This is a genomic window from Cytobacillus dafuensis, from assembly GCF_007995155.1.
In the GTDB taxonomy this organism is placed as follows: Bacteria; Bacillota; Bacilli; order Bacillales; family Cytobacillaceae; genus Cytobacillus; species Cytobacillus dafuensis.
In genome coordinates, this window is the sequence record NZ_CP042593.1 from 3,684,767 (window position 1) to 3,700,169 (window position 15,403).

At 36.0% G+C, this 15,403-nt stretch carries 15 protein-coding genes; 2 read left to right on the top strand and 13 right to left on the bottom strand.

Features of this window, described 5'->3' with window-relative positions:
• Positions 1-162: 162 nt before the first annotated feature.
• A complete protein-coding gene (gene pbp4b / locus FSZ17_RS17590) occupies positions 163-1,509 on the bottom strand; it encodes a penicillin binding protein PBP4B (RefSeq protein ID WP_407643453.1) in 1,347 nt (448 codons plus the stop codon).
• A gap of 321 nt (positions 1,510-1,830) precedes the next feature.
• Between pbp4b and FSZ17_RS17595 the strand changes: the two genes are divergently transcribed.
• A complete protein-coding gene (locus tag FSZ17_RS17595; RefSeq protein WP_057772031.1) occupies positions 1,831-2,145 on the top strand; it encodes a hypothetical protein in 315 nt (104 codons plus the stop codon).
• Between the two features lie 55 nt (positions 2,146-2,200).
• Here the strand turns inward: FSZ17_RS17595 and FSZ17_RS17600 are convergent, their stop codons facing one another.
• From FSZ17_RS17600 to sppA, 9 genes are all read right to left on the bottom strand, one after another.
• Positions 2,201-2,713, bottom strand: a complete 513-nt coding sequence (locus tag FSZ17_RS17600) for a MogA/MoaB family molybdenum cofactor biosynthesis protein (protein ID WP_057772034.1) — start codon at positions 2,711-2,713, stop codon at positions 2,201-2,203.
• On the bottom strand, positions 2,710-3,552 hold the full coding sequence (locus tag FSZ17_RS17605; protein WP_057772036.1) for an EcsC family protein: 843 nt from the start codon (positions 3,550-3,552) through the stop codon (positions 2,710-2,712). Before FSZ17_RS17605 ends, FSZ17_RS17600 begins: the two co-directional genes overlap by 4 nt.
• A 60-nt stretch (positions 3,553-3,612) precedes the next feature.
• Positions 3,613-4,800 carry an acetate kinase gene (locus tag FSZ17_RS17610; RefSeq protein WP_057772038.1) on the bottom strand — a complete coding sequence of 396 codons (1,188 nt, stop codon included), beginning with the start codon at positions 4,798-4,800 and terminating at the stop codon, positions 3,613-3,615.
• Between the two features lie 209 nt (positions 4,801-5,009).
• Positions 5,010-5,993 carry a class I SAM-dependent methyltransferase gene (locus FSZ17_RS17615; protein WP_057772040.1) on the bottom strand — a complete coding sequence of 328 codons (984 nt, stop codon included), beginning with the start codon at positions 5,991-5,993 and terminating at the stop codon, positions 5,010-5,012.
• 239 nt (positions 5,994-6,232) lie between these two features.
• The gene (gene tpx / locus FSZ17_RS17620) at positions 6,233-6,733 is read right to left on the bottom strand and encodes a thiol peroxidase (protein ID WP_057772042.1); all 501 of its coding nucleotides are present in this window, start codon (positions 6,731-6,733) and stop codon (positions 6,233-6,235) included.
• A 170-nt stretch (positions 6,734-6,903) separates the two neighbouring features.
• Positions 6,904-7,374 carry a GerW family sporulation protein gene (gene ytfJ, locus FSZ17_RS17625; protein WP_057772043.1) on the bottom strand — a complete coding sequence of 157 codons (471 nt, stop codon included), beginning with the start codon at positions 7,372-7,374 and terminating at the stop codon, positions 6,904-6,906.
• A gap of 18 nt (positions 7,375-7,392) precedes the next feature.
• Positions 7,393-8,073: a DUF2953 domain-containing protein gene (locus FSZ17_RS17630; protein WP_322107616.1), complete on the bottom strand. Its 681-nt coding sequence runs from the start codon at positions 8,071-8,073 to the stop codon at positions 7,393-7,395.
• A gap of 104 nt (positions 8,074-8,177) precedes the next feature.
• Entirely contained in the window at positions 8,178-8,567 is a 390-nt protein-coding gene (locus tag FSZ17_RS17635; protein ID WP_407643454.1) for an RDD family protein, read from the bottom strand.
• A 155-nt stretch (positions 8,568-8,722) separates the two neighbouring features.
• Complete coding sequence (sppA, locus tag FSZ17_RS17640) at positions 8,723-9,733, bottom strand: signal peptide peptidase SppA (RefSeq protein WP_057772050.1); 1,011 nt, start codon at positions 9,731-9,733, stop codon at positions 8,723-8,725.
• A gap of 222 nt (positions 9,734-9,955) precedes the next feature.
• Here sppA and FSZ17_RS17645 point away from each other — a divergent pair, with 222 nt between their 5' ends.
• The gene (locus FSZ17_RS17645; RefSeq protein WP_057772052.1) at positions 9,956-10,756 is read left to right on the top strand and encodes an NAD kinase; all 801 of its coding nucleotides are present in this window, start codon (positions 9,956-9,958) and stop codon (positions 10,754-10,756) included.
• 339 nt (positions 10,757-11,095) lie between these two features.
• Here FSZ17_RS17645 and FSZ17_RS17650 read toward each other — a convergent pair whose 3' ends face one another.
• From FSZ17_RS17650 to FSZ17_RS17660, 3 genes are all read right to left on the bottom strand, one after another.
• Positions 11,096-12,709 carry a M20/M25/M40 family metallo-hydrolase gene (locus FSZ17_RS17650; RefSeq protein ID WP_057772055.1) on the bottom strand — a complete coding sequence of 538 codons (1,614 nt, stop codon included), beginning with the start codon at positions 12,707-12,709 and terminating at the stop codon, positions 11,096-11,098.
• Between the two features lie 24 nt (positions 12,710-12,733).
• Positions 12,734-13,666 (bottom strand): EamA family transporter RarD, encoded by a 933-nt coding sequence (gene rarD, locus FSZ17_RS17655; RefSeq protein ID WP_057772057.1) that lies wholly within the window; start codon positions 13,664-13,666, stop codon positions 12,734-12,736.
• 105 nt (positions 13,667-13,771) lie between these two features.
• On the bottom strand, positions 13,772-15,385 hold the full coding sequence (locus FSZ17_RS17660; RefSeq protein WP_057772059.1) for an amidohydrolase: 1,614 nt from the start codon (positions 15,383-15,385) through the stop codon (positions 13,772-13,774).
• Positions 15,386-15,403: the final 18 nt, after the last annotated feature.

The window sequence follows — 15,403 nt, forward strand, 5'->3', positions numbered from 1 at the left end:
CTTTATTCATTATACTGTATTATATTATCATAATTTAAATGAAAATCAATACTTATTCGTAAAAATGAATAAAAATTAATACAGATCCTAAAAAGTATTAGAATTTAACCATCCAGTCAGCAAAAAAGCAGAAGTCCACTGAAGGAATTCTGCTATTTTACTTTATATTATCATTGCCTCATAAACAGCTTTTATTATTTTTCCGTATTGGCTAATCTCATTTGTGTCCCCTTGAAACCTATTGGAGTCAATTTGCGGATTTATAACTGGAGAATGCTTTTTATTTGTTAACAAAGCGATGGCTAATTGATTGTCTCTATCAATAACTGTAATTGTCCCTGTCCAGCCTGTGTGCCCTATTACATTTTTATTTGCATGTTCGCTGAACATCCATTCCATACTTTCATTTGCGTTAATTCTCCAACCCAATCCATACGTAGGGTTCATATCAGATGGTTTAACAAAAAGATCAATTGTTTCTTTATCAAAGAGTTTCACCTTTCCATATCCTCCATTATTGAGCATAACTTGGAGTAATACTGCTAGATCGCCTGTTGTGGAAAATAAGCCAGCATGTCCGGATACTCCATCCATAGAATAAAATGAATTCTCATCATGAACTTCACCTTGTAAAGTATGCGTCCTAATATTAGGAAATGAAATGACCCCATCCCGTGTATTTCCTATTAATTCAGTAGCTGCAAAATCCTTTTCTTTATGACCATATTTAAGAGGATTGAACTTAGTAGATTTTAATCCTAAAGGTTTATAAATATGTGTTTCAACATATTTATCTAATGGCTGTCCTGTAATTTTTTCTATAATAAAGCCAAGAAGGATATAATCGATGTCGCTATAAATTTGTGAGGTACCAGGTTCATATTGAAGAGGTGTTTTTAATACCATTTCCAGAGTGGTATTTCGATCTTGGGAATACAGTTCGGCTGCTCTTACAGGATTATAGTAATGCACACTAGAAGAAAACCCGGCCGTATGGTTGAGGAGGTCAATAATTCGTATAGAATCTTTTCCTTTGATTTTATCTGTTGGATTGTCTCTAAAAGATGAATAATAATGCGAGATTGTTTGGTTTAAATCAATTCTTCCTTTACTAACCAAATGCTGAAGTGCAAAATTAACAGCATACATTTTTGTATTCGATGCTAAATCAAACATAGTATCCACTTTCATTTTTTGAGGGTTTTTTAAAAGTCTATGGCCATCATACTTTTTAGCAAACCCATACGCTGTATTTTTTACAATTTTTCCATCTTTAATTACGACAAGTGCGGCCCCTGGGAATCCATTTTTGATTTCCTGTTTTATAAGCCTATCAATTCGACGCAATTTTTTTGATGAAAACCCTGCTCGTTCCGGTTTACTAGCTTTTTTTAAGGTAGGATACTTCAATTTATCCTTTTTATCATATTTGTTGTGTGTAATCGGGCTAGTTATTATTCTTTTCGAATTGTAAACGATAGTTGCGGAAGGCGATGAATACCAAGGCATCATTATGCCTAAAACCATTAAAGTAATGAGCACAATGTAAAAATATTTTTTCATTTCTTCCTCCTTCCGAAAAAGACAGAATATTCTAATGAATATTTATTAATATCATATGCTTGATATTTTCCCCTGTATAGAGAGTTTTAATCAAATGGTTCCTTTTATGTAATATTTAGTACAAGTGAACTAGAAGTATATCGATGATTTATAAAAATTTTTGCTCCTTTATATTAATCTGCTAATGAGTGTAAATGAAATAATCCATGGAATGAAGTACCTGTATATAGTAGAATGGAAGCAACATAATTCATTGGAGGATTTTTAATGGATGAGTATTTTTCATATGACGAACGCCTTGGAATTCCGATTCCATCATTCAAAGTGGATTGGGATCAATTTTCTAAAAAGATTCAGCAATCAATCTTATTCCAATGGGAAAAAATTAGAGGAACAATCCCTGACCGGATCTCTGAACTTGAAAAATTAATCAACGTAAAACAAGATCAGCTCTCAGATGAAGAAAATTTCATTAAATCTTGCGAGTTGAATAGTCAAATATCTGAGCTGGCTTCCATCATAAATGACCTATGGCTATGGTATCGAACAAATCAGGACATATCTGAGAAAGTTCATATGTAAAAAAAAAATCCTTTCAATCAAAAACTGAAAGGATTTTTTTTCACAGAATTGAAGATTATAAATCTTTTTTTAGCTCACGTACGACGTGTCCGAGTTCTGGCAAGATTAGCTTATTCATGGCTAAGCGAACTGCACCTGATGAACCCGGTGTTGAAAATACAGCTTTGTTGTTTACAACTCCTGCCGCTGCCCGTGAAAGTATTGCTGCTGAGCCAATATCTTCTTGATAGCTTAGCATTCTAAAAAGCTCTCCAAAACCGGAAATTTCCTTATCAAATAAGTCTTTGACTGTCTCAATTGTAATATCTCGAAGTGCAATTCCTGTTCCGCCATTCGTGAGAACGACATCAATTTCTGGATCTTTACACCCTTTTAACACTTCAGCACGAAGCTGATCTGCTTCGTCTTTTACAATGACATAATCGCGGATTATATGACCTTTTTCCAATAAAAGATCGATCATTAGCTTTCCGCTTTTATCTGTTTCCTTATCCCTTGTATCACTAATCGTAATGACTTTACAATTAACCTGTTTCGGTGCTTCTTTTTTATGCTCGGTCGTACTCATATCATTTCTCCACCCTTCCTATGTATGTATCTAAATTGATAATATGTATGGGCGAATTCAGTTACTTTTCGTGTCAGCCGATAATTTGTTCCGGCTCCAATGGCCATGCTAATAAAAGGAATTCCTTGAATGGACTTTTTCCTGAATATGAAAATAGCTATTCCCTTTAATAACTGTTGTAGTGGCTGCTCCATCCAAGCTAAATTAGCGAGCTCCTCATTTCCTTCATAAAAGTAAAAATCCTTTTCATTATTAAGCTCTGACATTAATTCATCCCAAGCTCTGCTTTGCATACGCCTTGGAAGTGTAGCCGCATGAAAAACTTTAAGCGAGCACATCATCTCATAAGGAGTATTAACCTCAATACCGTATGTCATTGCGATTAGCTGGACGACCCTAAGATTAATAACTGCCATTGCAGGGATATCCGCCCCAAGCATAATGGAGCTTCCTGTTCCAGCCAATCCTCCTTGTGCTATTGAATACACCCTATGCCGAGAAATTTGCTGCTGTGCGATGTACTGAAGCTTATCAATATCTAAAGAAATTAATTCTTCAATTGTTTCTATTCCTGGGTTAAACACACGCCCGGCTGTTATTATCCGTTCTTTCGCATCAAGTTGCAGCTGAGAGCCTTGAATAAGAGCATGAAGATGAAACAGCCAATTGTCCAATACAGAAAAAAACTGTTGCTGAATGTTTTCTGGAAGCAGCGAAAAAGATCTTTCCAAATATTTTTCATAAGTTAACTCAAAATCATTGGGTTCATAGCTATAAAGTTTATTTACCCAATCTTGGATTTGGGCCAAGACCACTTTCTCCCGTTCGGTCATTGCCATGCTGTAAGCCTCCATTTCAAATCCTTTTGATTTCCTTTTAAATAACTGTGGTCTCTCAAATTATTTTGTTAATTTCATTACATCACGTGCAATCATGACTTCTTCATTTGTTGGAATGACCATAACTTTTACAGGTGAATGAGGATAATTAATAAATGCTTCTTCTCCACGAACCTTATTTAGTGCAGGATCACAATAAACACCCATGAATTCAAGACCTTGAATTACTCGTGCACGAATGACATCACTGTTCTCTCCAATTCCAGCTGTGAAAATGATGGCATCAACTCCGTACATTCGCGCAGCGTATGAACCAATATATTTATGGATTCTGCCTGCAAATACTTCAAGTGCTAATTTCGACCGTTCATCGCCTTCTGATGCATGGGTCTCTATATCACGCAAGTCACTTGAAAATCCTGAAACCGCTAACATTCCACTCTTTTTATTCAGGACATCTAATACCTCGTCTGCCGTTTTATTTGTTTTTTCCATAATAAATGGAATTAAGGCAGGGTCAATATTCCCAGATCGTGTCCCCATTGTAACACCAGCTAACGGTGTAAACCCCATTGAGGTGTCAATGGATTTCCCGCCTTCAATCGCAGCAATACTTGCACCATTGCCAAGATGGCAGGAAATTAAACGAAGTTGATCTAATGGGCGGCCAAGCATTGCAGCAGCCCGCTGCGAAACATATTTATGAGAAGTGCCGTGAAATCCATATTTTCGAATTCCGTACTTTTTGTAATATTCATATGGCAGGCTATATAAAAACGAGCTTTCTGGCATTGTTTGATGAAATGCAGTATCAAAGACAGCAATAGCCGGAACATTAGGAAGAGCATGCTTAAAAGCTTCGATTCCCGTTATATTAGCAGGATTATGTAAGGGAGCAAGCTCTGATAGTGCATCAATCTTTTTCAAAACCTCTTCATTAATTAAAACAGAATCAGAAAATTCTTCACCGCCATGAACGACTCTATGGCCAATTCCATCTATTTCATTTAATGAATGAATAATTCCTAAGGATGTTAATTTCTCTAATAAAAGCTTAACAGCTATTTCATGATTAGGTATTTCCATCGTTTCTTTTATTTTTTTACCATTTGCAACAATGTTAAATATCGAATCATTTAATCCAATGCGTTCAATTAATCCCTTCGTTATTACCTCTTCGCTCGGCATTTCAAATAGTTGAAATTTCAATGAAGAGCTGCCGGCATTTATCGCAATTATTTTTGCCATATATACAACCGCTCCTTTTAAAGGATTTCTTATTATTCATTCTTGTTTTTCTTTATTTTGTACTTCAAAACATATTAGCATCTCTCGAGTATTCATTTAATCATTATTAATCAAAATTTTCAAGAATCACCATATATTTTACCTACTATTAGAATACTACACTTTTGAAAATAAATAAGAAGGAAGCCACACTTTTGTGGGCTTCCTTCTTATTTATTTTCTTTAAACCATATATCAATTTTATTCAGTATTTTCTCTACTTCCACAGTTTTTGACAAGCTAGGCAGATGCACAAGAAGAACTTGTTTCGGAGGCTTTACACCTTCTCCCTTCTTTTGCAGGATAAATATACTTTTTGCAGCCTTTTCATTTTTAAATATCGATTGCGGCAGCTGTAAGAACCCCTGAATATTTGTATATTTCTTTATGTATTCATGAAGCTTTGAAGCCTGCTCACTTTCAAAAAGACCATTCGGTACAATAAAAAATAAATATCCGCCCTCTTTCACATGCCGAACGCTTTGTTCAATAAAAAGATGGTGAGCAAATGTATGCCCTTGATCTGCCTTCATTTCGTATTCTGATGCTCTAAGATCATTTGGATAATATCCTACAGGCAAGTCACTTACTACCACATCTGCCTTCTCTATAAATAATGATTCTAGGCTATCTTGATTAAAAAATTGAATTGGGTGCTGCTGCAGATTTGCATTAACATAACTCAGTTTAATTAATATATCGTCAATATCGATCCCCGTAGCCTCAACCATTTTGTTTTGCTGTTGATTGATAACGGTTGTTAAAAGGTTTCCTGTTCCCACAGCAGGGTCAAGTAATCGAAATTCGTTTTTCTGTACAAACTTATCAACTAAATAGCCAATGAGCAGTCCAATAGCATCAGGTGTCATTTGATGATTCGGCTGAATAAGCTCGTTCATTCCTTTAAGAATGGCAAGCTGGATGGATTTTCGAATTTCTTCCTTCGAGTAATTCTCCATTTGAATCGTCTCATAATTTTTTCTTAATCTTTTTACCGTCAATTCGCTCAATTCTTCCTGAAGGATACTTCCGTGAAAAATATTTTCCCCTGTTTCTGCTAATGCTTCTAAATATGTACATGCTAGTTCTTCTTGAATGATCATTGCCGTTTCATTAAAAACAGTAAACAATTCCTCAACCGGTGTACTATTCATTATATATTCCTCCCGATTCTTTTCTATTGTCCTATTTTAACGAGGTTTTATTTTTATCACAAGTATTAGGGGATAGTAACAAACAAGAATTCATTTTACTTACTCAAGTAAAAAAAAAAAGAAGCTCAACATTGAGCTTCCATTCAGGACATGGCTTAAGCTTTTCTTTGTCTAGCTCCAGCGCCTAGGGGCTCGACTTATGCTTGTCGCCCCTGATCACGGCGCTTCCGCTTTTCTACTTACTTCGCTTGCTTTGCAGCTTCAACTGCTGCTTCGTAATTTGGATGATCTGTTGCTTCGCTTACATATTCTGCATATGTAACTGTATCATTCGAATCAACTACAAATACAGCACGTGCTAGAAGGCGTAGCTCTTGAATAGCCACTCCATAAGCTTCTCCAAAAGAAAGCTCGCGATGGTCTGAAACAGTTTGAACATTTTCAATTCCAGCTGCTGCACACCAACGTTTTTGAGCAAACGGAAGATCCACACTAACAGTTAAGATCTTTACATTATCTAATTTAGATGCCTCTTCATTAAAACGGCGGGTTTGCGCATCACAAACACCCGTATCGATTGAAGGAACTACACTGATTAAACGAACATGTCCTTTGGAATCAGCTAAAGTAACTGCAGATAAATCATTTGCAAGAACCTTAAAATCTGGAGCTTTATCTCCTACTTTAACTTCATTTCCTAATAAAGTTACTGGATTCCCTTTAAAAGTAATTGACGCCATTATTTCATCCTCCTTAAACAACATATGTACAATGTAAATCATATCTTTTCAAAATCTTTTTTGCAATTATTTCATTTTATTTCGTATTAAAATTATCTTTTTTTTCAATACTCTAATGGCCAAGAAAAAAGTTAACCTCTCCTAACTGTTGGAAAAGTTAACTTTAATACTTAAATATTTAAATCATGCTTTGGGCCATTATAGTCTTGGTTTTTATTATGAGTATGATCGCTGCTTCCTTGTTTGTTTTTATTGTTAAACATCTGTTGGATCTTATCGACTGCTTGAGGAGCAAGATCGAGAATTCTCTCGTATAAATGTGTGCTTTCATCAAGATGAACCATTTTCACGCCACCAGAGTTGACGATAAGAAATGCGATCGGAGTGATCGATACTCCGCCTCCGCTTCCACCGCCAAATGGATGTCCACTCGATTGCCCTTGCCCGCCACTATTGGACTGGCTGTCTAGCTTGAATTCGCTGCCACCAGCTGCAAAACCGAATCCAACCTTTGAAACAGTCAATATTACACTGCCATCTGGTGTTTCAACTGGATCACCAATAATTGTATTAACATCAATCATTTCCTTCAGATTTTCCATAGCAGTTGTCATTAATCCTTGAATTGGATGCTCAGACATCTACTAAAACCCCCTCTTCTATACTGATTTTGTTTTATTATTAGAAAGAGCGGCTAACGGCTTTGTTCTAAATCTAGCCCTTCCACCTTTCCAATATTTAATTAATTTGATTCCTGCTAACATAGCATGTCCGATTCGAAAATAAATCATACATGAAATGGTTGTTTGTGAGACGGCAACTTGGAATTGAGGGGTAATCGTAATGTTCGGGAATGATTTCAATCTCATAAAATGACTTACCACTCCAACAATGCTTCCTTTAACTGCCCAAAAAGCTCCTGTCAGCATCCCCGTATATGCTGCATCTCCAATCCCAATTGTTGTATGCCACTCCAGTGTTTGAATCGTCACTTTTCTCAAGAACTTTTTAATAATTCTATTAATGGAGACAACACTATGAAGTAATTCCCTCATATCATGCATGCTATCAAGCATATACTTTGCACTATATTGCTTCGTATCCTTCTTTATTGAATCACTTTCATTCCCCTTCTGTTGCTTCACTACAATAGTTGGGGAATCATCATCAATTTTAATAAGGGGCATTTCAATTTTATATTTAATCAAGCCAAACCAAGCTTTGATTTCAATTTTCAAATGATCATCATCATTAAAATGAGTAAAATGCAATAAAATTTTTAATTTTGTTATGATGATGATGATAAAAAGTAATATAAGAATAATTAAGGCTATAAGCACCCATTTCAAATATATTCACAACCTTTCAGCCTATTATTATAGCCTTTGCAAAAAAAAATAAACCTGTAAGCTCTATTGAGTCTAACAGGTTTATTATGAAATCATTAATTCTCGTGGACAACCGTTGTATCTGTAAAGATATCATGCAATCCTTGTTTTTTCGGTAAAAATGCAACAATGACATACCCAATTACGATTGTACCTGATATAAATCGTCCAATCCATTCTCTAAAAATAATGGTTCCCCATGTCAGCTTCTTCCCTTTTAGATCAACAACCCTCAAGCCAAAAACCATTTTTCCTAAAGTTTGGTTAAAGAAACGTGTCATTAGAACGAAATAAACATAAAACGTAATAGCTGTTGCAATTGAAATTGGTGCAAAGAAATTATATTCAATTAGAGATATATCTAATAGCCTAAAAATTGGATTAATAATTAATCGATCAATACTGCCTATAACTATTAAATCAAGTAAAAAAGCCCAAAATCGCATCCAAAATCCAGCAAATCGAACCGGATTAGAGCTGCTATTCGATTCACTCTTTTCTAAAGATGGACTGGCTATCGTTGTATCAGTATGATGGACATCTTGTTCCGCAATTGAAAACTCTTTTTCTTCAGATTGATTTAAAGTCATCATTGCACCTCCTACTCAGCATATAAATACATAAGACGCGGAGAATTAGGCTGTGACAAGAGCTTCATCAAGCCTGCCATTTCGGTGTCTTTGCCGATAAACTTTTGCGTTCCCATACTAAAAATGGAGCCAAATCCAAGATTCTCAGTATACTTTACAACTTTTGCATCATTAAGCTTTTGATCCTTCTTCATTGTTTCAATAACGTCATCAAGATAACCGAACTCATCAATTAAATTTAACTCTTTCGCTTGACGGCCATCATAAATTCTTCCATCTGCAATTTCTTTTACTTTTGCAGCAGGAATATTACGCCCTTCAGAAATCACCTTCACAAAGCCTTCATAAGAATTATTGATCATTGCTTGCAAAATTTTTCTTTCTTCTTCTGTCATTTCCCTTGATGGGCTCATGATATCCTTATATGGACCACTTTTAATCGTTACGAAATCTACACCGTACTTTTCAGCAAGACCGGAATAATTGATTCCTTGCATAATGACGCCAAGTGAGCCCGTTAATGTCTCAGGACTTGCAAAAATTTTATCTGCTGGTGCTGAAATATAATACCCACCTGAAGCAGCCATTGAGCCCATTGATACATAGACAGGCTTCTTTGTTTCCGTTTGAATTTCTTTAATTTTGTCGTGTATCTCAGCACTTTCTACGACTCCACCACCTGGTGAATTCACTCGAATAATTACCGCTCTAACAGTATCATCTTCTTTTACTTGCTCGAGCTTTTTCATAAAGGCTTTATGATTATATCCTGCTGAAGTAAAAAGAGAAGTGGGCTGGCCTGTATCTTGGATGACACCATCTACTTCAAGAACTGCAATTTTTTTGAGCTCGTTTCCTTCCTCAATTACTTCCTCTACAAATGCATCATTACTGCTTGCAAACATCTCTGTAAATGAGCTTTCAACATCCTTGAATGCAAGCCCCGTAAGAAAATTTGTAAAAACTGAAAAAATAAATAATCCAAACGCAATCCCTAATGCGGCCCATCGCTTTCCATTCATTTCTTAATCCTCCCTTTAAGAAAAACAACCTTTTGAATCTTTAAGAAGATAATATAATATCCCCTAAAGATGTCTCGCCCAATCTTAATAAGTCATAAACTTTCAAATTGTTCTAAAAAAGTGTAAACTAATTTTGATGAACATTACATATCATACCAAATAATCATGAACTTCGGTTGATCTATTATTTTTTTATTATCTTTATTATTTGGAGGAAAATAGATGTCTACACGTCGTAACATATATTTTTATCATAAAAAAGATTCAGACATGAATCTTAAGGTTAAACCTCTTTATGAGCTTGCTAAGTTTCATCATTTTACAATTGTAAATGATTACAAAAAGGCCAATATTATCGTTAGCATTGGCGGAGATGGGACATTTTTACAAGCAGTTCGAAAAACTGGGTTCCGGGATGATTGTTTATATGCAGGAATTTCTACTCTTGGAAGTCTCAGCATGTATTGTGACTTTCATATTGATAATACAGATAAAATGATTGAGGCAATGACAAATGAACAGATTGAAGTCCGGCGTTATCCTACAATTGAAGTAACGATTGATGATCAAACTTCTTTTTATTGCTTAAATGAGTTCAGCATCCGATCAGCTATTATTAAAACATTTGTATTGGATGTATTAATTGACGACTTGCATTTCGAAACTTTCCGAGGAGACGGAATGGTTGTTGCAACACCTACCGGAAGCACCGCCTATAATAAATCTCTCAGAGGTTCAATAGTCGATCCGCTTCTTCCATGTCTTCAAGTAAGTGAAATGGCTTCACTCAATAATAATCGCTATCGTACACTTGGCTCGTCCTTCATATTAAGTGGAGAAAGAAAACTAACATTAGAAGTCGTACAAGACGGAAATGATCATCCGACCATGGGAATGGATAATGAGGCATTGAGCATTCAACATGTTGAGAAAATTGATATTAAGCTCAGTGATAAAAAAATAAAAACTGTAAAATTAAAAGATAATTCCTTCTGGGAAAAGGTGAAAAGAACATTCTTATAAAGTAAAACTTCCATCAGTGGGGGTTTTTCGACGCACAGGACGTGCTAGTGCCGACGTTGCCACAGGACGTGGCGTTCTTAGTCGGCCTTCATCCCCCACTGATAGTTAGTTGCGGCCCACAGGAAGTGGGTCACGCAGACTTTGCCACACGATGTGGCGCTTTTAATCTGTGTTCATTTTATGGGCATTTACGGGCAGTTGATCCCCCACTTACTCTTCTTTGCATACGCGAATCCTTGAAGTGGGGTCTTACTGCCCGTTAATCTGCGATAAAAAAGCTCAAGTGCCTTCAGAAAAAAAAGTGCTGACCTTCTTTAGTCAGCACTTTTTTTTGAAGATTTACTGTTTAATATGTGTTTGCAAAAGATGCTCCAAAAGCTTTGGCAGCTGCTCAAAGGCAAAAGGCAAATAAAGTCTTTCGGTTTTCTTATGTGCGTCTCTTCCAATCGGTCCAACATTAATGACTGGAGCTGTAAGCTTTGACATTTCCATGAAGGGGATGGAATAAATCTCCTGACCACCAGGCAAATTCGCATCATATGTTTTCATATTAGTAAGCTCCCCTTGAAGCCCAGCATAGCTTAAGTCACAAATTCCATTAAAATATTCAATTGGCTGAAGATCATAGCCAAAATGCTGATTTGTATATTGAATAATTGCATCCGACAGCTCAAGAATAACAGGATTATCCCCAGTATTGATGGCAGGATAATATGGCGGTGCATAGAACAAAACAATCATCGGACCTAACTCTTGGCAAAGCATTGCCATTTGATCAACAATCTCTATACATTGTTCGCGATTATCCCCAATTGTTTGTTCAGCTATTTTTTTCTCTAAATCATATATAAACGTATTTCCCATTTTTTTGCATGCATATTCTTTTAATTCCTCATAAAATACAACTCGTATTTTAGATATTTGATGTGTATCCAGATTAAATTTACGGTATTTTCCGATCATAAATTTTTCCATTTTACCAGCAGCTGTTTCAGCAACAGTTTTCATTGCTTCCATGACATCAGCTGCATTTTTCTTCATCAAAAATACATTGTATAAGCTTACAGATCGATGAGGAATTTGAGTTGAATAATCCTTCTTTAAATCCCGTTGCCATAATAAGGTCGGAGGCGGACATTGCTGACCATTCACTGTTTCACAAAGCATCTCATTCCATTCAACTTCCTGAGTTAACACAGCTGACATCCAGCCGGCATTAATGCCTGAAAGAGACTCGCCTACATGCGTCTCTCTTCCAAAGCAAAGTGCAGCTGGCATAATCTTTCCAATCGTACCTGTGTAGAAATAATAATTTTTATCTCTAGGCTCTAATGCAAACATCGGCTCTGAATTTAAGAATAATGTATAGTTTAATTGATATTGCTCAGCAATTTCTAAAAGCCTTGGAATAGCTTCACGCATCCCAACAGAATTGACCTCTTCGTCAGGAACAGTAAGTAATAATAAATTGATTTTCCACTGTTCATTTGAGGCTTTTTCAAGCAGTGACATATGTTGAACTAATCCACATTTCATGTCCATTGTTCCTCGGCCGAAAAGCCATTCATTGCTTTGTAAATCCTCTCTTGCATCTTCTGGCAAATCATCTTCGCGATCAAACAAAGCCTTTGTCAGCTCAATAGGCTGAAAGGCAAGATGCTTTAATTCACCATAATCCTCAACATTCACAACATCAAAATGGCTGATCATTACAACCGTTTTTACTGCTTCTTCATGTCTATACAATGCTGTTAAAAATGACCTTCCATCCTTAGTTGGATGTTCCGTCATATAGGATTGATTTTCTGTGAAATAAGGTATTTTCATTAAATGCTCTATTACTCTTAATGGGAATTGTTTTTCTGCTTCTGATAACGAAATACTGCCAATAGAAATAAGATCATTTAAAATTTGCAGCATTTGATCTGATGTTTGCATAAATAGTTTATCCATTTTTCCAAGACCCCTTTATTCACATTAAGCTCCGAGACTTTTTCCTTTCTTCCTCTTTAGATCAAAGGAGGAAAAAATCTTTGTTTTAGAAAGAGAAAACAGTGTAATAGCTGACCAAATAAATAGAAATGAGATGAAATGCACCTTTGAAAAAGGTTCATGATAAATAAAAATACCAAGAATTAATGTTAAGGTTGGTGCAATAAATTGTAAAAAGCCAAGAGTCGACATTGGTATCTTTTGTGCTCCTTTAGCAAAATACAAAAGTGGAATAGCCGTGGCGGCTCCTGCACCAATCAAAAGCAAATCCGTACCGACAGATACTGTCAAAAAGGATTGTGTCCCCTTAATAAATAGAATAGCTATATATATTAATGAAATAGGCATAACAACAAGTGTCTCTAAGGTTAATCCGATTGCTGAATCTACTTTTATCATTTTTTTTGATAAACCATATAAACCAAAGGACAATGCCAAAATAAATGAAATCCATGGAAATCTACCATAGGATATCGTTAAAATTAGAACACCTATAATTGCTAAAGAAAAAGAGAAATACTGGGCAGGCGATAATTTCTCCCTGAATACAATCATTCCAAGTAAAACACTTACTAGAGGATTAATATAATATCCTAGGCTTGCTTCAATCAACTGGTCTGAATTGACTGCCCATATATAGATAAACCAATTGCAGCTTATTAGGAGTGAAGCAATGACTAAAGCATATAGCTGTTTTTTATTCGAGCGAAAATTTTTCAGTGTTTGAATAAATTCTCCCCATTTTCTAGTAACTAGCAGAACACCTACCATAAAGAAAAATGACCAAAAAATCCGGTTCGCCAATATTTCATCAGCACTTACATGATGAAGAAACTTCCAATAAATCGGCAATAATCCCCATATAAAATAGGAAAAGCCTGCATACAAGACCCCCATCTGGACTTCGTTTTTTTTCATTTGCTTTTCCCTCTATTCATTCTTTTATCGAAATAATATTATTATAGATCGAATCGAAAGAAGCTCGCAATCTTTTATGTTCAATTCTAAAAAAAGGAAATTCCTTTATTTCTCTACTTCTGAATCGTAAACTATCTTCCCGCCAATAACCGTTTTAGAGATTGCTATATATGGAATTTTTTCGGGGTTGATCTTAAAAATATCGTCATTCAGAATTGTAAAATCTGCCAAAAACCCTTCTTTCATTACACCCCTGTCTTTTTCATGACAAGCTGCATAAGCACTTCCTTTTGTAAAAAGGCTAACAGCTTCAAAAGCTGATAAGCACTCGAGCGGATGATAAACCGTTTTCGCTGGATCATCAACATTTGTCCGAGTTACTGCAGCATGGATGCCTAGAAGTGGATTTAGCGGTTCAATTGGTGCATCAGATCCACCTGCACAATGTAATCCATTTTGTAGTAATGTTTTCCATGAATAATAACAACCTACACGATTCTTTCCAATGCGATCGATTACCCAAGGAAAATCTGAAGCTAGGAATCTAGGCTGAATATCAAGTATCACCGGTAATTGTCTCACTCGATCGATTAATTCTTCCCGTAAAATTTGCGCATGGATGAGTCGGTCTCTTCCATCTCCCTTAAGTGGATGTTTTTCAATTGAGTTTAAGACCATTTCAAATGCCAAGTCTCCAATTGCATGAACAGCTACTGGTAATTCATATTCTCGCGCTTTTTTAACAAGTTCATCTAACTCTTCCTGTGTAAAAATCGCTACCCCTGAAGTTGAAGGATCATCCGCATAAGGATGACTTAGTAAAGCGGTTCGACCTCCCAATGCCCCGTCAGCAAAAATCTTCATGGCACCAAATTCAATCCATTCATTTCCACTCAAATAGTGCTCACCAGCCGCTTTCATATCATCAACAACAAGGTGGTGGACAAGAAGATGCGCTCTGAATAAATAGCCCTCCTCCTCCTCTATAACCTGCCTAAATGCTTGATATGTCTGATTGTATCCGCCATAATAGCTTAAATCTTCTGTATGGGCGCCTGTTATACCTAATTGATGTGCATCTTTTATTGCTGCACGAAGGGCATTTTTCAAATAAGTATCTGACACTTTTGGAAGGACATTGTAGATCAATTCCTGGGCCTGATCCTTCACAATACCGGTTAACTGTCCATTTACATCCTTTTCGATTACGCCACCAGCTGGACTTATCGTATTTTCATCAATATTGGCGGTTCTTAATGCTGAATTATTCGCTACGAGAGCATGACGGCAGATTCTTTTTAGGAGAACAGGATGATCGGGCACAATCTCTTCCAATTCATGGGCAAAAATAGGCTCTGCATCTTGCCCCCATAGATTTTCATTCCAACCTTCCCCTATAATCCAATCTCCTATTTCTTGTTTTCTAGAATAATTTTTTACGGCCATTAGTACTTCTGCTTTCGATTGACAGCCAGAAAGATCTAATCGAATAAGCTTTTCACCATGACCAATTAAATGCATATGACTGTCAACAAATCCTGGGATCATCGTACCACCAAGCAAGTTCATTCTCTTTGTAATCTCTGTGGAATATTTTTTTTCTAAATCTTTTTGTGCACCTAACTCAATAATTCGATTGCCTCTTGTAAAAACAGCTTCAACGATATGATTTTCAGATTGCATTGTATAAATATTTCCTCCATACCAGAGTTTACCCATTTTCTTAGTCCCCTTCCT